This is a genomic window from Prevotella sp. khp1, assembly GCF_900102205.1.
Taxonomy (GTDB): domain Bacteria; phylum Bacteroidota; class Bacteroidia; order Bacteroidales; family Bacteroidaceae; genus Prevotella; species Prevotella ruminicola.
In genome coordinates this window covers 210,290-231,364 of record NZ_FNJZ01000005.1, presented here as the reverse complement: position 1 = coordinate 231,364, position 21,075 = coordinate 210,290, and the positions used below count along the sequence as shown (strand labels likewise).

Annotated in this window: 15 protein-coding genes and 1 tRNA gene; 12 read left to right on the top strand and 4 right to left on the bottom strand. The window is 46.0% G+C overall.

All coding sequences use genetic code 11. The features are described from left to right. Positions 1-103: 103 nt before the first annotated feature. The 10 genes from clpP (at position 104) to BLR73_RS13285 (ending at position 13,598) form a co-directional block, all read left to right on the top strand. Positions 104-772, top strand: coding sequence for an ATP-dependent Clp endopeptidase proteolytic subunit ClpP (gene clpP, locus BLR73_RS13330; protein WP_028907289.1), 669 nt, complete (start codon positions 104-106; stop codon positions 770-772). After that, the gene (gene clpX / locus BLR73_RS13325) at positions 772-2,016 is read left to right on the top strand and encodes an ATP-dependent Clp protease ATP-binding subunit ClpX (RefSeq protein ID WP_033151027.1); all 1,245 of its coding nucleotides are present in this window, start codon (positions 772-774) and stop codon (positions 2,014-2,016) included. Before clpP ends, clpX begins: the two co-directional genes overlap by 1 nt. 13 nt (positions 2,017-2,029) lie before the next feature. After that, positions 2,030-4,210: a DNA helicase RecQ gene (gene recQ, locus BLR73_RS13320; RefSeq protein WP_033151026.1), complete on the top strand. Its 2,181-nt coding sequence runs from the start codon at positions 2,030-2,032 to the stop codon at positions 4,208-4,210. 38 nt (positions 4,211-4,248) lie between these two features. Further along, complete coding sequence (gene guaB, locus BLR73_RS13315) at positions 4,249-5,730, top strand: IMP dehydrogenase (protein WP_013064397.1); 1,482 nt, start codon at positions 4,249-4,251, stop codon at positions 5,728-5,730. 2 nt (positions 5,731-5,732) lie between these two features. Next, positions 5,733-7,166 carry a peptidylprolyl isomerase gene (locus tag BLR73_RS13310; RefSeq protein WP_074833266.1) on the top strand — a complete coding sequence of 478 codons (1,434 nt, stop codon included), beginning with the start codon at positions 5,733-5,735 and terminating at the stop codon, positions 7,164-7,166. Next, complete coding sequence (locus BLR73_RS13305) at positions 7,163-8,542, top strand: peptidylprolyl isomerase (RefSeq protein WP_080517151.1); 1,380 nt, start codon at positions 7,163-7,165, stop codon at positions 8,540-8,542. Before BLR73_RS13310 ends, BLR73_RS13305 begins: the two co-directional genes overlap by 4 nt. Beyond that, positions 8,523-10,124: an OstA-like protein gene (locus BLR73_RS13300; protein WP_139294854.1), complete on the top strand. Its 1,602-nt coding sequence runs from the start codon at positions 8,523-8,525 to the stop codon at positions 10,122-10,124. Before BLR73_RS13305 ends, BLR73_RS13300 begins: the two co-directional genes overlap by 20 nt. Positions 10,125-10,133: 9 nt before the next feature. Beyond that, entirely contained in the window at positions 10,134-11,972 is a 1,839-nt protein-coding gene (gene mutL, locus BLR73_RS13295; protein WP_073046693.1) for a DNA mismatch repair endonuclease MutL, read from the top strand. A 95-nt stretch (positions 11,973-12,067) separates the two neighbouring features. Then, positions 12,068-12,142: transfer RNA gene (locus BLR73_RS13290), tRNA-Val, on the top strand. Between the two features lie 67 nt (positions 12,143-12,209). After that, positions 12,210-13,598: an MATE family efflux transporter gene (locus BLR73_RS13285; RefSeq protein WP_091862804.1), complete on the top strand. Its 1,389-nt coding sequence runs from the start codon at positions 12,210-12,212 to the stop codon at positions 13,596-13,598. Positions 13,599-14,094: 496 nt separating this feature from the next. On the opposite strand, the gene aat is transcribed toward BLR73_RS13285, so the two are convergent. Genes aat through BLR73_RS13270 form a run of 3 tightly spaced genes read right to left on the bottom strand, consistent with a single transcriptional unit; the run spans position 14,095 to position 17,244 of the window. After that, positions 14,095-14,745, bottom strand: coding sequence for a leucyl/phenylalanyl-tRNA--protein transferase (aat, locus tag BLR73_RS13280; RefSeq protein ID WP_091862801.1), 651 nt, complete (start codon positions 14,743-14,745; stop codon positions 14,095-14,097). After that, positions 14,723-16,936, bottom strand: a complete 2,214-nt coding sequence (gene clpA, locus BLR73_RS13275) for an ATP-dependent Clp protease ATP-binding subunit ClpA (protein WP_073046687.1) — start codon at positions 16,934-16,936, stop codon at positions 14,723-14,725. The genes aat and clpA overlap by 23 nt, the downstream gene beginning before the upstream one ends. Before the next feature lie 2 nt (positions 16,937-16,938). Beyond that, positions 16,939-17,244, bottom strand: coding sequence for an ATP-dependent Clp protease adaptor ClpS (locus BLR73_RS13270; RefSeq protein WP_013063523.1), 306 nt, complete (start codon positions 17,242-17,244; stop codon positions 16,939-16,941). Between the two features lie 368 nt (positions 17,245-17,612). On the opposite strand from BLR73_RS13270, the gene BLR73_RS13265 reads away from it, so the two are divergent. Then, positions 17,613-18,728 carry a PDDEXK nuclease domain-containing protein gene (locus tag BLR73_RS13265; RefSeq protein WP_213605556.1) on the top strand — a complete coding sequence of 372 codons (1,116 nt, stop codon included), beginning with the start codon at positions 17,613-17,615 and terminating at the stop codon, positions 18,726-18,728. Between the two features lie 9 nt (positions 18,729-18,737). After that, the gene (locus tag BLR73_RS13260) at positions 18,738-20,261 is read left to right on the top strand and encodes a site-specific integrase (RefSeq protein WP_091862798.1); all 1,524 of its coding nucleotides are present in this window, start codon (positions 18,738-18,740) and stop codon (positions 20,259-20,261) included. Between the two features lie 44 nt (positions 20,262-20,305). Here the strand turns inward: BLR73_RS13260 and BLR73_RS13255 are convergent, their stop codons facing one another. Beyond that, positions 20,306-20,998: a helix-turn-helix transcriptional regulator gene (locus BLR73_RS13255; RefSeq protein ID WP_073207557.1), complete on the bottom strand. Its 693-nt coding sequence runs from the start codon at positions 20,996-20,998 to the stop codon at positions 20,306-20,308. Positions 20,999-21,075 lie beyond the last annotated feature (77 nt).

Below are 21,075 nucleotides of genomic sequence, written 5' to 3'. Positions count from 1 at the left end.
AATACGAGGGTTATCGACTTTTTGTATTATCTTTGTGTCCCAAACGCAAGATGAGGAAGGTCGATAACCTTTTCTCTATATTAAAAAGAAAGGAATTGATAGTATGAATAATGATTTCAGAAAGTATGCTGTACAGCATTTAGGAATGAATGGTCTGGTGGTCGATGATGTAATCAAGGCCCAGAACCAGTACTTGAATCCCTATATTCTTGAGGAGCGCCAGTTGAACGTTACTCAGATGGATGTGTTCTCACGCCTGATGATGGACCGTATCATTTTCCTTGGTACTCAGATAGACGATTATACCGCCAACACATTGCAGGCACAGCTGCTGTTCCTGGATTCAACCGACCCTGGTAAGGATATCTCGATTTATATCAACTCACCTGGCGGTAGCGTAACTGCTGGTTTGGGTATCTATGACACTATGCAGTTTATCACCAGCGATGTGGCTACTATCTGTACAGGTATGGCTGCCTCTATGGGTGCCGTGCTGCTTGTGGCTGGTGCCGAGGGTAAGCGTTCGGCTCTGCCCCACAGTCGTGTGATGATTCACCAGCCTCTGGGTGGTGTACAGGGTCAGGCTTCAGATATCGAGATCGAGGCCAAGGAGATTTTGAAGTTCAAGAAAGAGTTATACACTATTATCTCGGAACATTCGCATACACCATACGATAAGGTTTATGCCGACTCTGACCGTAACTATTGGATGACGGCCGAGGAAGCAAAGGCTTACGGAATGATTGACGAGGTGCTGACACGGAAGAAATAATGCCGATGAAGAAAGTATGTAGTTTCTGTGGTAGAGGCGAAAACGAGGTAAAACTGTTGATCTCGGGCCTTAACGGTCAGATTTGCGAGAACTGCGTGGAGCAGGCTTATCAGATTATAAATGATAACCTGCGCGAGGCGCCTGTTGCAAAGAAGAAAGGAAAAGCCGCTGAAAAGCCCGAAAACCTGAAGGTGCCTAAACCCAAGGAAATCAAAGAGTACCTCGACCAGTATGTGATCGGTCAGGACGATGCCAAGCGTTATCTGGCTGTGGCTGTTTACAACCACTACAAGCGTTTGCAGCAGCCCGTGGATGATGATGGTGTAGAGATTGAGAAGAGTAATATTATTATGGTAGGTAGTACTGGTACGGGTAAAACCTTGCTGGCACGTACCATTGCCAAACTGCTTGATGTGCCCTTTACTATTGTAGATGCTACGGTGTTTACCGAGGCTGGTTATGTAGGTGAGGACGTAGAAAGCATATTGTCACGACTGTTGCAGGTGGCTGATTACAATGTTGAGGCTGCTCAGCGCGGTATCGTGTTTATCGACGAGATAGATAAGATTGCTCGTAAGAGCGACAACCCTTCTATCACCCGCGACGTTAGTGGCGAGGGCGTGCAGCAGGGATTGTTGAAATTATTAGAGGGTACCATGGTGAATGTTCCACCCAAGGGTGGCCGTAAGCATCCCGACCAGGATTACATCCATGTAGATACCCGTAATATCCTGTTTATATGCGGTGGCGCCTTTGATGGTATCGAGCGTAAGATTGCACAGCGTATGAACACCCATGTGGTAGGTTATAACTCGGTAACCAACGTCAGAAAGATTGATAAGAATGATTTGATGAAGTATATCGTTCCTCAGGATCTGAAGTCGTTCGGACTTATTCCTGAGATTATCGGTCGTCTGCCAGTGCTCACACATCTGAATCCGTTGGACCGTAAGGCATTGGAAAGAATCCTGACTGAGCCTAAGAATTCTATCATCCGTCAGTACAAGAAACTGTTTGAGATGGATGGTGTTGCGTTGACTTTCGATCAGGAGGCACTCGACACGCTGGTAGACAAGGCTGTAGAGTACAAGCTTGGTGCTCGCGGACTGCGTTCGATTGTTGAGAGTGTGATGATGGACGCTATGTACGACCTGCCATCGAAGAAAACTAAGAAATTCAATGTGACGGCTGATTACGTCAGTAAGCAGCTTGATAAATCATACCTCCAGAAGTTGGAAGCCTAACTAACTATAATATATGAGCGAAAAGATGAATCTCACAGCAGCCCTGAAGAAGTACTTTGGATTCGACACATTCAAAGGCGATCAGGAGCGTATTATCCAGAACCTGATGGATGGCAACGATACCTTTGTGCTGATGCCAACAGGCGGTGGAAAATCATTGTGCTACCAGTTGCCCTCGCTACTGATGGAGGGTACAGCCATTGTGATTTCGCCGCTGATTGCGCTGATGAAGAATCAGGTGGATGTGATTACCAGCATGAGCGAAACCGAGGGTACTGCCCACTACCTGAACTCGTCGCTGAACAAAGCGGCTATTGATCAGGTTAAATCGGATGTGATGGCTGGTAGAACCAAACTGTTATATGTTGCTCCAGAGTCGTTGACAAAAGAAGAGAACGTAGAGTTCCTGCGTTCGGTTAAGATATCTTTCTATGCCATCGATGAGGCTCACTGTATTTCAGAATGGGGTCACGATTTCCGTCCTGAGTATCGCAAAATCCGTCCTATCGTAAATGAAATAGGTAAGGCACCTATCATTGCGCTTACGGCTACTGCTACCGATAAGGTTCGTACTGATATCAAGAAAAACCTTGGTATTGTGGATGCTGCTGAGTTCAAAAGCTCGTTCAACCGTCCGAATCTGTATTACGAGGTACGTCCAAAGACTGCGAATGTAGATAAGGATATCATCAAGTTCATTAAGCAGCACCCAGGAAAGAGCGGTATTATCTACTGCCTGTCGAGAAAGAAGGTAGAAGAGTTGGCCGAGATCCTGCGTGTGAATGGTATTAAGGCTGCTGCCTATCATGCCGGACTTGACTCGAATACACGTTCGAATACCCAGGATGAGTTCCTGATGGAGAATATCGATGTGATTGTGGCTACCATCGCCTTTGGTATGGGTATCGATAAGCCCGATGTGCGCTTTGTGATTCACTACGACATACCTAAGTCGTTGGAAGGCTATTATCAGGAAACTGGTCGTGCCGGACGTGACGGTGGCGAGGGAATCTGCCTGGCCTTCTACTCGTATAAGGACTTGCAGAAGCTCGATAAGTTTATGGAGGGTAAACCTGTGGCCGAGCAGGATATCGGTCGTCAGTTGTTGGTTGAGACCGCTGCTTATGCAGAGACGTCGGTTTGTCGCCGTAAGATGTTGTTACACTATTTCGGTGAGACCTACGAGAAGGATAACTGTGGTAACTGCGATAACTGTCTGCACCCCAAGACCAAGATCGAAGCTCAAGAACAGTTGGTTATTGTACTGAAAACGATCCAGGTTATCAAGGAGAATTTCCGCTCGGACTATGTGATTGACTTTATTATCGGTAAACCTACCGAAGAGATTCTGGCTCATCATCACGACGAGCAGGAACTGTTTGGTGCTGGAGCCGATGACGATGAGAAGATTTGGAACCCAGTAATCCGTCAGGCGCTGATAGCCGGCTACCTGCGTAAAGAGGTAGAGAACTACGGACTGCTGAAACTGACTGCCGCTGGTAAGAAGTTTATAAAGGCTCCCAAATCGTTTATGATCGTGAAGGATGCTGAATTTAACGACGACTATGAGTCGGCTGATCAGGAGGGTGGACTAAGCGCCCTTGATCCTGTGCTGACGGCTATGTTGCTTGACCTTCGTAAGAAGGTTTCGCGACAGTTAGGTCGTCCACCTTACGTTATCTTCCAGGATGTGTCGATCGACCAGATGGCAACCGACTATCCTATTACACTCGAGGAGCTGAAGTGTATCCAGGGTGTGGGCGAAGGTAAGGTTAAGCAGCCTTATGCTCAAGAGTTTGTAGACCTGATTAAGGCCTACTGCGAAGAGAATGAGATTGAACGACAGGTTGACATGCGCGTGCGTACCGTTGCTAAAAAGTCAATGCTGAAAGTCAAGATTATCCAGAGTATCGACCGTCAGATAGCACTCGACGATATCGCTGAAGCACAGGGTATTGAGTTCGAGGAACTGCTCGACGAGGTTGAGGCAATCGTTTATAGCGGTACCAAACTGGATATTGATTACTTCCTTGAGGAGGTAATGGATGAAGATCACGTAGATGATATCTACGACTACTTTGCCGAGAGCGAAACCGATAAGCTGAGTGTGGCTGAGGAAGAGCTTGGCGAGGACTACTCGGAAGACGAAATCCGACTGGTACGCATTAAGTTCATTTCGGAGATGGCGAACTAAGAATTGAAGATTTGAAGAATTAAAAAGAGATAAAGATTATGGCATCATTTATTGCAGACAAGATTGTGATGGACGGTCTGACATTCGACGACGTCCTGTTGATTCCCGCTTATTCGGAGGTGCTGCCCAAAACGGTGGAGCTGAAAACCCGTTTTTCGAAGCACATTGAGCTGAACGTTCCTTTTGTAACGGCAGCTATGGATACAGTAACCGAAAGCCAGATGGCTATTGCCATCGCCCGTGAGGGAGGTATCGGAGTGATTCACAAGAACATGTCGATAGACAACCAGGCACGCGAGGTAGCGATTGTAAAGCGTGCTGAGAATGGTATGATCTACGACCCCATCACTATTCCATTGGGAAGCACCGTGGCTCAGGCCCTCGAAATCATGTCGGAGTACCATATCGGTGGTATCCCCGTGGTTGACGATGACCGTCGCCTGGTGGGTATCGTAACCAACCGCGACCTGCGCTTTGAGCGTCGCTTGGATCGTCCCGTAGAGGAAATCATGTCGAAGGAGAACCTGGTAACCACCCATCAGCAGACCGATCTGACTGCTGCTGCACAGATTCTGCAGGAGAACAAGATTGAGAAACTTCCTGTTGTAGATAAGGATAACCGATTGATTGGACTGATTACCTATAAGGACATCACCAAGGCAAAGGATAAGCCCATGGCTTGTAAGGACGATAAGGGACGTTTGCGTGTTGCAGCCGGTGTAGGTGTAACCGTTGATACCCTCGACCGTATGCAGGCTCTGGTTAACGCAGGTGTTGATGCCATTGTTATTGATACAGCCCACGGACACTCAAAGAGTGTTATCGAGAAGCTGCGCGAGGCAAAGGCTTCGTTCCCCAATATCGATATCGTGGTAGGAAATATTGCTACCGGTGCTGCCGCTAAGATGCTGGTTGACAACGGTGCCGACGCTGTAAAGGTTGGTATTGGCCCAGGCTCAATCTGCACCACTCGTGTGGTTGCTGGTGTTGGTGTGCCTCAGCTGAGTGCTGTTTATGATGTATACAGCGCCCTGAAGGGAACTAATGTTCCTCTGATTGCTGATGGCGGTTTGCGCTACTCAGGCGATATCGTAAAGGCACTTGCTGCCGGTGGTAGCAGCGTCATGATTGGTTCGCTTGTGGCTGGTACCGAGGAGAGCCCTGGCGATACCATTATCTATAACGGACGTAAGTTCAAGAGCTATCGTGGTATGGGTTCGCTCGAGGCTATGGAGCATGGTTCGAAGGACCGCTACTTCCAGGCCGACACCAAGGATGTGAAGAAGCTTGTACCAGAGGGTATCGCTGGTCGTGTTCCTTACAAGGGAACCGTTCAGGAAGTGATTTATCAGATGGTTGGTGGCTTGCGCTCAGGTATGGGTTACTGCGGTGCCCAGACTATCGAGAAGTTGCATGATGCCAAGTTTACACGCATTACCAATGCCGGTGTAAACGAGTCGCATCCACACGATATCACTATCACCAGTGAGGCTCCTAACTACAGCCGTCCAAACGATTAATGATGAGACAACTCACCATAGCCCTTTCATTGTTTGCTGCGATTACCTCGCAGCAAACATTGGCACAGACTACCGACCCGGTTGTAATGACCGTGGCCGGTGTTCCTGTTTCTCGTTCAGAGTTCGAGTATTCGTACAATAAGAACAATGGCGAAGGGGTAATCGACAAACTGTCGGTGGATGAGTATGTCACCTTATTTATAAATTATAAGCTGAAGGTGGCTGCAGCCCTCGATGCTAAACTCGATACGCTGTCGTCGTTCCGTCAGGAATACCAGATGTATCGCGACCAGCAGGTGCGCCCAACGATGGTGACCGATGCCGAGGTGCTTGATCAGGCCCGACAGATGTACGAACGCACTCAGGCGATGATTGGCTCGAAAGGATTGGTACGCCCAGCGCACATCCTATTAAAGTTGTCGACGCAAGCTACCGTTCAGCAGCAGGAAAAGATACACCAGCGTATCGATTCTGTTTATCGTGCCCTGCAAGCAGGAGCTGATTTCGCGGAATTGGCCAAGAAGGTTTCTGAAGATACTGGTTCGGCTGTCCGTGGAGGCGAACTGCCTTGGATTGCACCTTCACAAACACTGAAGGAGTTCGAGGATGTGGCTTATTCGCTGGCACCTGGTCAGTTAAGTCAGCCATTCCTGAGTCCTGTTGGTTACCACATCATCTTGATGAAAGAACGTAAACAACTGGAACCATTCGACTCGTTGAAACAGAGCATTGTTGCATCGCTTGAGCGTCATGGTATCCGTAACGAGATTGCAGATATGAAGTTACGTAACCGTGTGGCAGCGTCGGCAGGCAAGCTGAAGCCCAATGATGTGATGCAGCAGAAAGCCGATTCGGTAGCTGCTGCCAACAGCGAGCTGAAATATCTGTTTAAAGAGTATCACGACGGTTTGTTGCTTTACGAAATCAGCAACCGCGAGGTGTGGAGCAAAGCCCAGAATGATGAAATTGCACTGAAGGCTTGGTTCGACACCCATAAAAAGAAATACACATGGAAGGAACCCCGTTACCGCGGCATTGCCTACCACGTGAAAACCAAGCAAGATGTAAAGGCTGTAAAGCAATGTGTAAAGAATCTGCCTTTCGATCAGTGGGCAGAGGCTTTGCGTACTACCTTTAACCCCGATTCTGTGATCCGCATCCGTGTGGAGAAAGGACTGTTTAAACTTGGCGATAATCCTACCATTGATAAGATGGTGTTTAAGCAGGCTACCAGTTCAACATCTGATGCTAATTATCCCATCGATGCTGTATATGGCAAGAAACTGAAACGTCCAGATAACTATCAGGATGTGCGTCAGCAAGTGGTTGAGGATCTGCAGGATTACCTGGAGCAGGAGTGGGTTGATGCCTTACGCCATCGTTATCAGGTAGAAGTGAATCAAGAAGTATTGAAAACTGTAAATAAACATCTATGAGTATTATAAAGAAAGTAATGACACTGGCGCTTCTGGCCTTGCCTTTGGTAGCTACTGCCCAGAAGAAGGATTCTATTGGTACCGTCATCGACGAAGTGGTATGGGTGGTTGGCGATGAAGCCATCCTCCGTTCGGATGTTGAAGCCCTGCGCATGCAGTCGGCTATGGAAGGTGTAAAATGGAGTGGAAACCCCGACTGCACTATTCCAGAGCAGATTGCAGTTCAGAAACTGTTCAAGCACCAGGCTCAGATTGATAGTATTGAGGTGACCGATGCCGATGTGGCACAGGAGGTAGAGCAGCAGATTAGCTACTGGCTCGAGATGGTTGATGGTTCACGTGAGCGCCTCGAGGAGTACAAGCACCAGAACCTGACACAGATTCGTGCCGACCTGCGCGAGGAAATGAAAGATCGTCAGATGGTACAGAAAATGAAGCAGAAGCTTGTTGAGGATATTGCCGTTACACCTGCTGAGGTTCGTCGCTATTTCAGTGCCCTGCCACAGGATAGTCTGCCTTTTGTTCCTACCGAGGTTGAAGTACAGATTGTACAGCTTACCCCAAAGATTGAACAGGAGGAACTGAACCGTGTAAAGGATGAACTGCGTAACTATACAGAGCGTGTAAATAAGGGTGAAACCCGATTCCAGACTTTGGCACAGTTGTATTCTGAGGACCCAGGTTCTGCTCGTCGTGGTGGTGAGCTCGGTCTGATGGGACGTGGTACCCTTGATCCTGCCTTTGCTGCTGTTGCTTTCAATCTTACCGATCCTAAAAAGGTGTCGAAGATTGTTGAGTCGGAGTTCGGTTTCCATATCATCCAGCTGATTGAGAAGCGTGGTGACAAGGTGAATGTACGTCATATCCTGCGTAAGCCTGTGGTATCGCAGGAGTCTGTTGACCGTGCTTTGGGTCGTCTGGATTCTATTGCGGCCGATTTGCGTGCCGAGAAATTCAGCTTTGAGGATGCTGCCTCACTGATTTCTGACGATAAGGATACCCGTAACGCCAAGGGACTGTTGAGTACCGATCAGATGCGTACTGGTAAGACCTCATCTAAGTTCCGTATGCAGGACCTGCCTGCTGAGATTGCCAAGGCTGTTGATACACTGAAGGTGGGTGAGATCTCTAATGCCTTCCAGATGATTAACCAGCGTGGTAAGACCGTATGTGTGATTGCTAAGCTGAAGAGTCGTACCGAAGGTCATAAGGCCTCTGTAACCGAGGACTTCCAGATTATGAAGGACGTGGTGCTGAATAAGCGTCGTGAGGACCGTATCCATCAGTGGGTAGTAGATAAGATTAAGAGTACTTATACCCGACTGAACGACGATTATAAGGATTGCAATTTCGAATATGAAGGTTGGATTAAGTAGAGCTGCTCTATTCCTGTCAATCGTTCTGATGGTTGGCTTCGTTTCTGCATTTGCCCAGCAAAAGCAGCAGCGTCGTCGTCCGGCTGCACGTAAAACGGCTAAGGCTAAGGATACACGTGTGTATCTGGTGCATGCCGATGTGCTGCATTACGACCAGCTGAAGAATCCCGATGCCACCATTCTGAATGGTAAGGTACATTTTACACATCAGGGTGCCCGATTGTATTGCGATAGTGCCTATTTCTATGAGGCCAGCAATTCGTTCGAGGCGTTCGGACATGTGAAGATGTACCAGGGCGATACGCTCTCGCTGTTGAGCGATTATGCTTATTACGATGGTAACGAGCAGATGGCTCGTGCCCGTTATAATGTGGTGCTGAAGCATAAGAAGACCACTCTTTATACCGATAGCCTTGATTACGACCGTTTGTATGATAATGCCTACTTCTTTGAGGGTGGAAAGATGATTGACGGTAAGACTACGCTTACCTCCGACTGGGGAGAATATAACACCAAGAGCAAAATGTCGGTATTCAATTACGATGTGAAGATGAAGAGTCCCAAGTTCTTCCTCACTACCGATACTCTTTATTACGACACCCGTTTGTCGATGGCTCATATTGTTGGTCCATCAAATATCACCTCGGGAGAGAGCCATATCTATTCCGAGCAAGGCTATTATGATACCAAGAACGACCGTGCTCGTCTGATGAACCGCTCGGTTCTCTCTAACCAGGGTAAGATGATGGTGGGAGATAGTGTTTACTACGATAGCAAACAGGGCTTTAGCCAGGCCTTCCGCAACGTGGTGTATGTGGATTCTGTAAACAAGAATAAACTTACAGGTAACTATGGCGAGTACTACGAGAATACCGGTTTTGCGCTGTGTACGGATAGTGCCGTAGCCATCGACTACTCGCAGGGAGACTCGTTGTTTATGCATGCCGATACATTTAAGGTGGTAACCTATAATATTGAAACCGATTCGGTGTATCGCAAAATCTTTGCTTTCCATCATGTGCGTGCATTCCGAAACGATGTGCAGGCTGTTTGCGACTCACTTATCTATAACTCGCTCGATTCGTGTATGACGCTCTATCACGATCCTATCGTGTGGAACAATAACCAGCAGTTGGTGGGCGACCGTATCGAGGTGTTTATGAAAGATTCGCTGATCGATCATGCCCATGTTATCGACAACTGTTTCTCGATACAACAACTTCGTAGCGATACTACGCTTTATAATCAGGTGTCGTCGAAGGAGATGTTTGCCTACTTTATTGATGGTGCCATCCACGAAGCCCAAGCTAAGGGTAATGTGCTGATAGGTTATTATTTTGAGGAGGGCGACAGCGTGGCGATTATCTATAATTACCAGGAAACATCCGAACTTCGTATGTTCCTGAAGGACCGTAAACTGCAAAAGGTATGGACACCCAAGAGCAGTGGTACGATGTATCCGCTAAACCAGATCCCTAATGATCGTAAGCATCTGCCAGGCTTTGCGTGGTATAACTACGTGCGCCCAATGAATCGCTACGACATTTTCAATTGGCGCGAAAAGAAAAGCGTTGAAAACTAAGACTGAAAAATGGATTTAATACATCTTCTTCCCGATAGTGTTGCTAACCAGATTGCCGCTGGTGAGGTAATACAGCGTCCGGCTTCTGTTATCAAGGAGCTGGTTGAGAATTCTGTTGATGCAGGTGCCAAGACCATCCATGTGATTGTGGTGGATGCTGGTCGTACCTCTATTCAGGTTATCGACGATGGTAAGGGCATGAGTGAGACCGATGCACGATTGGCGTTCGAGCGCCATGCTACATCGAAGATCTCGCAGGCCGACGATCTGTTTGCCCTGCACACCATGGGATTCCGTGGCGAGGCTTTGGCTTCGATTGCTGCCGTGGCACAGGTTGAACTGCAAACACGTCGACAGGAAGATGAGATAGGAACCAAGGTTTCAATTGCTGGGTCGAAGGTAACTCGACAGGAACCGGTATCTTGTCCGGTGGGATCTAACTTTAAGGTTGATAACCTGTTCTTCAATGTACCTGCCCGTCGCAAGTTCCTGAAGACGAATGCTACCGAGCTGAATAATATCTTGACAGCTTTCGAGCGTATCGTGCTCGTTTATCCCGATATTCATTTTACCTTGCACAATAATGGGGTAGAGATGCTGAACCTGCGTGCAGGCTCTGTACGTCAGCGCATTGCAGATGTGTTTGGAAAACAGTATAATCAGGATTTAGTACCTGTTGAGGTGCATACAGCCATGTGTACGGTTTCTGGTTTTGTGGGTAAACCTGAGGCTGCCCGCAAAAAAACTGGGTGCGACTATTTCTTCGTCAATGGTCGCTTTATGAAGCACCCTTACTTTCACAAGGCTGTGATGAAAGCTTACGACCGTTTGGTGCCCGAAGGTATGGCTGTACCTTATTTCTTGTATATAGAAGTAGAGCCAGGCGAGATAGATGTGAACATACATCCTACCAAGACCGAAATTAAGTTTGAGAATGAACAGGCCATCTGGCAGATTCTGTCGGCAGCTGTTCGTGATGGTATTGGCAAGTACTGCGAAGTGCCTTCGATTGATTTCGATACTCAGGGACAACCAGACATTCCCTTGTTTGATAATAACAGCAACACTTTCCAAGATAGTTTTGCTGCGCCCAAGGTTAACTATAACCCAGATTATAATCCGTTTAAGCAGAGTGGTGGAAGTAGTTCCAGCAGTGTGCCTAATCAGTGGGAGAGTTTGTATCAGGGTGTGGAACAGGGCTCGTTCCGTGAGGAACCTGTACAGCAACCATCGTTCTTTGACGATGAAAACGTTGTGGCGCCACAGTCGGCTACCGAGATTCTCTCTGAGAAGTCGCCTGCTCACTACCAGTATAAGGGCAAGTACCTGATGACGGCAGTAAAATCTGGTCTGATGATTATCGACCAGCATCGTGCCAGCATCCGTGTGCTTTACGATCGTTACCTGAGTCAGCACGACGGTCATGTTATCAGCACCCAGAAAATGCTGTTCCCTGAAACGATTACATTCTCTCCGTCCGAGGGTGTTACCATGCAGCAGCTGTTGCCCGAACTTACCGCTTATGGTTTCGACCTGAGCGATTTAGGTGGTAATACCTATGCTGTGAATGGTATTCCTGCTGGACTCGAAGGTATTAATCCGCAGAACCTGCTGCACGACATGCTGTCATCAACGAGTGCAGCCGATTCGATAGAGGCTATTCATGCTGCTTTGGCACTCCGCCTAGCCCAGAGTGCTGCCATTCCTTATGGTCAGATACTGACTAATGACGAAATTGAGAGCATCATTAACGATCTTTTCTCGTGCTCGAACGTCAATTATACACCCGATGGAAAAGCTATACTTTGCATACTTCCACAGGGCGATATTGAGCATTTATTGGGTTAAAATGTGAATGAAGGTTAAATTCTGACAGATTTCTTGTAAAACATGCGGTAGTTTCAAAAAATCTTCTTACCTTTGCACCCGCTTACAAGAAATGAGGGCGTTTAGCTCAGCTGGTTTAGAGCATCTGCCTTACAAGCAGAGGGTCGGCGGTTCGAATCCGTCAACGCCCACAACAACAAGTTAGGATGTGATTTCGGTCACATCCTTTTTTCATTTAACAACAGACATAACTGCCACATGAAGAAGGTTAAGAATAGCGAACTACTGCTTTCATACATCCGTGAAGGACGTGAGATGAGCCAAAGAGAAAAACTTTGGTTGATTGTTAGTTTGAGTATTCCTTCGATCCTGGCACAGATATCAGCTACCATCATGTTTTTTATCGATGCCTCGATGGTGGGCCATTTGGGCGCCAAGGCATCGGCTTCAATAGGTCTGGTGGAAACTACCGGTTGGCTGTTGGGTGGTTTGGCTTCGGCAGCTAACATGGGCTTTTCGGTGCAGGTGGCGCATTTTATTGGTGCCAACGACTTTGAGGCGGCCCGTCGTGTCTTGCGCCAGGCTTTAGTGTGCTGTATGGTTTGGGCACTATTGATATCCATTACATCGGTAGCTATCAGTCCATTCCTGCCTTATTGGATGGGAGGAACGGCTGAGATTGCCCGCGATGCCTCATTGTATTTCGGTATTTTCGGAGCTTGTGGTATCTTTTTTCAGATGGAGGGATTGGCAGGTTCTATGCTCAAGTGCTCGGGTAACATGAAGATTCCCTCGATGTTGAATATCGGCATGTGCGTGATGGATGTGGTGTTTAACTACCTGTTTATTTATATTTTAGGTTTGGGTGTGATGGGTGCTGCCATTGGTACAGGTATGGCCATGCTGGTTACAGCTAGTCTGATGCTGTATTTCCTATTGGTACGCTCAAAAATGCTCTCATTGGTAGGACGCCCAGGTTCATTCAAGCCAAAAGCTGATACCATTGGTACAGCTTTCAGAATTGGTGCCCCCATGGGTTTGCAGCATCTGCTAATGGGTTCGGCTCAGATGGTGAGCACGCTGATTGTGGCACCATTGGGTACGATTGCTATTGCTGCCCATTCGTTGGCTATTACGGTAGAGAGTTTATGCTATATGCCTGGTTTCGGTATAGCCGAGGCTGCCACTACATTGGTGGGACAGGGTATAGGTGCAGGGCAGAAACAGCTTACCCGCTCGTTTGCCCATATGTCGGTTGGTTTAGGCATGATGGTAATGACACTGATGGGTGTGCTGATGTGGACTTTTGCACCACAGTTGATGGCTATCATGTCGCCTGTTGATGAAGTGATAGCTCTGGGTGCTCAGGTTCTGCGTATCGAAGCATGGGCCGAGCCGATGTTTGCTGCTGCCATTGTAGTTAACGGTATTTTCGTGGGTGCAGGCGATACCATCATCCCGGCCATCATGAGTTTGGCTTCTATGTGGGCTGTTCGTTTGTCGTTGGCTGCCACACTGGCTCCCAAATGGGGTTTACTGGGTGTATGGACTGCTATGGCCATCGAACTTACCTTCCGTGGTATTATCTTCCTTGTGCGCTTGTTCAAAGGAAGTTGGGCTGATAAGTTGAAACTCAAGCAAGCTTAATTCATATTTTACTGTTTTAGTAGTTAGCAAAAAAAAGCCGCTCAAGGGTCATCAACGACTCGAGGGCGGCACCAACAATCTATGAATAACTAAAAACCTTTTTCTGAGAAAAAACGGAGTGTCACCACTGCGTCTTTGTTATCCTTACTAACAAATCTTTTCTAACACCTTAGAAATACCTATCTCCAATTTAACTAATAAACCTAAAACCAAATTCTAACTAACTATTAACTCTAACTAAAACCTAAATCAATCAATCTTTATATACCTTAACTAATACCTCTGTATTGTTTTCTATGCTTCTATTAAAGAACTCTTGTTTTCTTTTGACGTTGCAAAGGTACGACGATTTTTGCAACCACACAAGAAATATGATGTACTTTCCTCAAAAAAGTGCACTTCTTTTGATATACATCAAGCTGTTGTGTGCGAACACAATCGATTTGTGTGCGAAAACGGGTCTTTTTTACACTTGTTTACAGTGCGCTACAATTTTTCACGATTTTAGGAGTCTGATATAGGTTTCGTAGGGTATAAAACGGCCTCCCATGTGCTTTAAATGTGGTGTTTCAAACTGGCAGTCAATCAGTTTGCCGCCCAGTTTATCGAAGGTTTGTGCCAGATGTATCAGGGCTAACTTTGAGGCGTTGGGTACTAATGAGAACATACTCTCGCCGAAAAAGGCTGTACCTAGGTTTATGCCGTACAGACCTCCCACTAGTGTCTCGCCCTGCCACACTTCAACACTGGCAGCAAATCCCTGTCGGTGCATCTCGGTATAGGCCTCAATCATTTCAGGACCTAACCAGGCGCCTTCGTCGTTGTTGCGGTTTTGGGCGGTGGCGCAGCCACGTATCACCCCTTCAAAGTCTTGATTGATGGTTATCTGTAGTTCGCCCTTCCTGATAACTTGTTGCATGGAGTGGCTTATATGTACTTCGTTAGGAAATATAACGAAGCGCTGCAGCGGACAGTACCATAGCGGCTCCTGCTGGTGTCGGTAGGCAAACCAGGGGAAGAAACCATTGCTGTAGGCTAGTAGAAGTCTGTCAACAGATAGATCGCCGCCCACAGCCACTAATCCATCCTCTTCGCCAAGGTGTGGATCTGGAAACCACAGATCGTTATCCAATTGATAAACTGCCATCGCGTGTACTTATTATAATATGTCCACCTTGTTTCAGACTGCCGAACAGTATCTCGCGCATGAGTAGCGGTTTCAGTCGCTGGGCTATCACGCGGTCCATCTCGCGGGCACCGTATTCGTGGGTGTAACCCTCGTCAAGCAGCAGCTTAAAGGCCTCGTCGCTCAGTGTCATCTCTACTTGTTTCGCGGTCAGTTTGTCCTGCAACTCGCTTAACTTCTTCTTTAGGATGAGTGTGGCCATCTCATGATCCATATCGTTGAACACTACCGTGCCCGACAGACGGTTGATGAATTCGGGCTTGAATGTTTTCTTTACCTGTTTCAACATGGCCTCGCCGCGCGATGTGTTACCTGTAAAGCCTATGTTGGCTTGTGCAGCATATTGGGCACCTGCGTTCGAGGTCATAATCAGTATCACGTTGCGGAAGTCGGCCTTGCGCCCTTTGTTGTCGGTCAAGCGTGCATAGTCCATTACCTGCAGCAGGATATTATAGATGTCCTGATGCGCTTTTTCTATCTCGTCGAGTAGTAACACGCAGTTAGGTGTTTTGCGGATGGCATCGGTAAGTAGTCCGCCATCCTCGTAGCCTATATAGCCTGCAGGCGAGCCTATCAGCTTGGCAACGGTGTGCTTCTCGGTATATTCACTCATATCGAAACGTAGCAACGCTATGCCAAGCTCTTTGGCCAGCACGCGTGCCACCTCTGTTTTGCCCACACCTGTGGGACCAACAAACAATAGTGATGCCAGCGGCTTATTGTCATCAAGCAGTCCGGCTTTCGACATCTGTACAGCTTCTACTACCTGACGGATAGCCTCGTCCTGTCCGTATATCTTCTGGAGTAGACGTGGGGCCAGTGTTTCCAGTTGAGCGTTATCGTCATCGCTGTTCATAGCCATAGTGTCTACCTTGCAGGTTTTTGCCAGTACATCGGCAATATCGACTTTGTTGACGTTTGCAGGTTGTGCGCCATCTTTAAGCTCTGCTGCAGCTCCTGCTTCGTCTATCAAGTCGATGGCTTTATCGGGTAGAAAACGGTCGTTTACGTATTTATAGCTGGCATCAACGGCAAAGTCGAGTGCCGCCTCGTCGTATGTGACGTGATGGAAACTCTCGTATTGCGAGCGTAACTGGCGCACGATGTGCTTGGTTTCTTCGGGCGTTGGCTCGGGAATGTCGATTTGCTGGAAACGGCGCACCAGACCTTTTGAACGGGCAAAGTGACGGTTGTACTCTTCGTAGGTTGTCGATCCGATAAAACGGATGCCGCCAGCTTCTAAATAAGGTTTCAGCATGTTCGAAGCATCCATGGCGCCCTCGCCGGTGGCACCTGCGCCTACCAGCGTATGTATCTCGTCGATGTAAACGATGTTTTTGTCGCTTTCCTCTTGTATGCCCTCCATTATTTGCTTAATGCGGTTCTCAAAGTCGCCGCGATACTGAGTGCCTGCCAACAGTGTGCCCAGGTCAAGCTGGTATATCTTGCTGCCTTTCAGGCGTTCAGGTAGGTTCTGGTCCTCCTCAATCATGCGTGCAAGTCCCCAAACTAGGGCTGTTTTGCCTACACCGGGTTCGCCCACGTGCAGCGGGTTGTTTTTGTCACGTCGACAAAGTACTTGTATAGTACGCTGCAACTCCTGCTCGCGACCAATCAGTGGGTTGTGCTGTTGGTACAGTGTGTTCATACAGGTAACCAGTCGGCGCCAGGCTTCCTGGCCCTTTTGCTGGTCGCCTGTGCCCAGTTGGTCGGCTAACTCGTAGGCGCTAATCAGGTCGCTCATAAAGTTGCTTTCATTATCGCCTAACGCATCTTTCAGTAGGTAACAGGCCCAAGATTCTGGTAGATTAAGTAACCCCATCACCAAGTGAGGAACATCGAGTGCTGTTGCACTGCTATTGATGATTTGCGCGCAGGCAAACTCTATCAGTTGTCCCATTTGTGTCGATGCTTCGGGTTCGTAATCTATGTCTTCGGGTACGGTCTCTACTTCGTCTAACTTGTTTTCTATTCGCTCCTGAAACAGGTTGGCCGAATAGTAGCTGTCGAGTGTGTTGTAAAACTCATTGTCGTCCATCATTACCAACAGCAGGTGCTCGGGCATGATAAACTCATGTCGGTACTCTTTGCAGCACTTCATAGTATCGCTGAGCATCCTGGCGGCGCGTTTGGTTTGCTTTATCTCTGCCATAGTTATTCCTCAGGTTCAACAGTTAAACGGAGGGGAAATCCCTCTTCACGGGCCATGTTGGTGGCTTTACGCACCTTCGATGTGGCAACGTCATAGCTATAGATACCCACCACTGCTTTGTCGCTATGGTGTACCTGCAGCATGAGTGCCTCGGCCTCTGTCTCACTTTTAAAAAACACTTGTGTAAGTATCTTCACCACAAATTCCATCGTGGTAAAATCGTCGTTGTATATTGTTACTTTGTATCGCCGCGGCTCGCGCAGGTTGGTGTGCTGCCGCTCTTTTGTTGCCGATTGTTCTTTTGCCATATTTCGATTTTCGTTTTAAAAATCGTGGCAAAGATACATTTTTTAGCTGAATTAAGCAAGAAAAACGCTGTAAAATGCTTATAATAAAAAAATCGCTAAGTTCAAAACTTAGCGACCTTTTTAGTTGGGGTACCCGGACTCGACACATGGTGATTGAAAGAAATCGGTAAAAATCGAAGTTTTTTAAAAAGCCTGATTTTATAGGGGTTTCCAGGATTTTACAAACAACTTGTATTGTCTTAAGTAATGTTAAATTTGTGTTATCACGGGAAAAACACGGGAAAAATTATGCATTCCCGTGGCTTTTTTTGTGTATCTTTGCAGCCGTATTTTAATGCTCAATATTTTAAAGTTCGCTTTATATATTCGTGGCAAAGGTACGATATTTAGTTGAGAATAACAAATTTATTAGGATATATCTGATGGAAGAGGTCGGGAAGTATGCGCAGCCAGAAGCACAGATGCTGATAGAAGATTTGCGCCAGATTGTCAAGCAGGCACGTAGTCATGTGGCTGCTACAGCAAATTATGAACTGACAATGATGTATTGGCATATTGGCGAACGAATTAATCGCGATTTGCTTGGTAACCAACGTGCAGAGTATGGAAAACAAATTGTGACGCAGGTTGCGACACAATTACAAGAGGAGTATGGAAAGAGAGGATTTGAGACAAGAAATATCAGAAGGATGATGCAGTTTGCTTCTCTTTTTCCGCAAGAGGAAATTGTGTCGCAGGCTGCGACACAATTGACTTGGTCGCATTTTATAGAGGTTTTACCGCTGAAAGATGGTCTTCAGCGTGAGTTTTATATAACTCTGGCCGCTTCTGAAAGATGGGGCCGTGACCGCCTTCGCAAAGAGATAGACGGTATGCTCTATGAGCGTACAGCAATCAGTGGTAAGTCAGATGAGTTTATCAAGAAAGAATTATCCTCTTTGCGAGATAATAACGTAATGTCGCCAGACATTGTATTTAAAAGTCCATATTTCTTGGAGTTTACAGGACTGAAAGGTATGTACAGTGAGAAAAGTCTGGAGGATTGTTTAGTGGCTCATTTGGAGCAGTTCATCATCGAGTTGGGCAATGGCTTTACTTTTGTAGCCCGCCAGAAACGCATGATAATCGATGGAGAGGACTTTTATCTTGATCTGCTATTCTACCACCGTCGTTTACATCGTTTGATAGCCATTGATCTTAAGAAAGGGCGTTTCAAGGCACAATACAAAGGCCAGATGGAACTTTATCTTCGATGGTTGGAACAGAATGAAATGGAGCCAGGAGAGGAAACTCCTCTGGGATTGTTGCTATGCACTGAAGGTAGTGAGGAGCAAATAGAACTGCTTCAACTCGACAATGCTGGCATAAAGGTGGCCAATTACTTAACAGAGCTGCCGCCTCGTCATGTTTTGATGCAGCAGATTCAAAAATCATTGGAGGTCGCAAAGGCCAGAATTGAAAACACTATTGACAGTGAAGAGTAATTTTTTGATATGGCACAGATAGAACTTAGAATATCGAGTAAGGTACAGAAGGAAACTGGAAGGAGTGAAATCATGGTGCGTTTCTTTCAAGGAACATCATTTGATCTTTATTCCAAAAGTGGGATATTTGTAAATCCTGAGTACTTCGAGTATTATATTAATCGTGAGAAAACGGAGAAAGCAGGTGTAAAGGTTCCTGGTAACGCTATTACGTCGTCTGTTGAGAAAGCTGAGAAAAATGGTTATGCGCTTCGTAAGAGTGGTACTATTGTTTTCAAGCAGCGTTTAGAAACGCCTGAGGTAAAATACCATCGTGAACAGGTTGAACGCATTGAAAAATTGAAGAAATTCATTCTTGATCGTTATGAAAGTGTCGATAAGAGTGGTCTTTCAAGTGAATGGCTTAAAGAGGTGGTTGACATGTTTCATCATCCGGAAAAGTATAACATAAAGACGACAGATAAGTCATTTTTCGATCTTGTTGAATTGTATATCAGTCGTCATCAGCTTGCAGAGTCTCATGCAAGAACTTTTCGCGTTCTATCTCGCGTTATAGCCAGATATCAAGGATATGTCAGAGCTACTGATAAAGCGAGGAAGGATTATGCTTTCTCCATAGATGCCGTTACTCGTGACGACATAGAGGAGTTAAGTGAATATATGCGCCATGAGAAAGAGTTGTCAGAGATGTATCCAAATCTATTTGCAAAATTGATTGAGGAATATCCTGCTTCAGTAAAGAAAGGACGCAATGTTATAGAGGCGCGAGGTGAGAATACTATTATCAAAATGCGTACGCGCCTGAAGTCGCTCTTCCTGTTCTTTGTTGAGGAGGGCATGACTTCAAATCGCCCTTTTGATGGTGTCAAGATTGGCACTGCCAAGGTCGGTACACCTTATTACATAAGTATTGAGGAGAGAAATAAAATTGCAGACTGTGATCTTGAACAGAAATGGTTGGAGATGGATGATGACTTTCGTAAGAGCATAAACGTGAAAATCGAAACCATTATAGCATGCAGAGATATTTTTGTTTTTCAATGTTTTATAGGATGTCGAGTAAGTGACCTTGTGAAGTTTACTCCCCAGTACATTGAAAATAAAATACTTGCATACACGCCCCAAAAAACGGATGATCAAGAGGAGGCAATTCAGGCCAGAGTTCCACTGCATCCTAAAGCTATTGAACTGATAAAGAAATATAAAGGCCAAGACAAGAAAGGAAGACTCTTCCCCTTTGTTTCTGCTCAAAAATATAATGATGCCATAAAAGCGATATTCACAATGGCCGGGATTACCAGGAATGTCGAGGTTCGTAATTCACTGACAGGTGAATATGAACTGCGACCAATCAATGAGATTGCTTCAAGTCATCTTGCTCGCCGTACTTTCATTGGCAATGCTTACTTCAAGGTAGCCGATCCTAACTTGATCGGTAAGATGAGCGGACATGTTGAAGGGTCTAAGGCCTTTAAACGTTACCGCAATATCGAAGATGAAACTCTTAAGGATGTAATAGATCTTATTGGGTAGTATTTAATCAAAGCACTTAACCATAGCATATTTAAAAAGATGTGCTATGGTTTCTTAATGCTTTTAAGCTCTTGGTTCTCCTTCCATAGACTATTAATAAGATTAACCATGTTTTTTATGTTCTTTCCATACTTGGCCATAACATCATAATCCATCAAGACGGCGGTAACAGTGTCTTCTATGGAAAGTTCATCAACATATTTAACCAAAATATTGTCTATAGTCTCGCCTGCAATCATTTCACTACAGGTCTCCAACCAATAATAGCAGCTAAAAAAATCGTATTTCAAGAAATTGGATATTAAAACCAATTTTCCTGTATCAATCGAGTCGTTCTTTAAAAGTCTGCTAACCTCTTGATGTGAAACACCTAAGAAATCTCCAAGTTCTGCTTGAGTTACTTTATTCTTTTTCAGAATGTCTATTATTCTATTGCCGATATGTGGATGACGCAGGACACATCCTCCAGCCCATATGTCATCATCTTCACCTTTTAAATTAATACATAATTGATATACAGGATCAAGTAATTCGGATTTGGAAAAATCCGCAAAGAGATTGTATTTCAAGTGTTCGCATATACCACATAGAGTTTCTGTATCTATTGTTTCCTTGTTTAGAAGACGGGTAACATATGTTGGCGGTTTCTCTAACATACGTCCCAATTGTGCCTGAGAAATACCTTTCTCGGCAATTATTTCCCTTATTTTTTTTCCTATATTTAAATCTTCAATCATACACAAATATACAGCAACTCAGTTAAAAGTTATTAAATAATATACGCAAATATATTGCGTCTCAAGTGTTTTGTGTA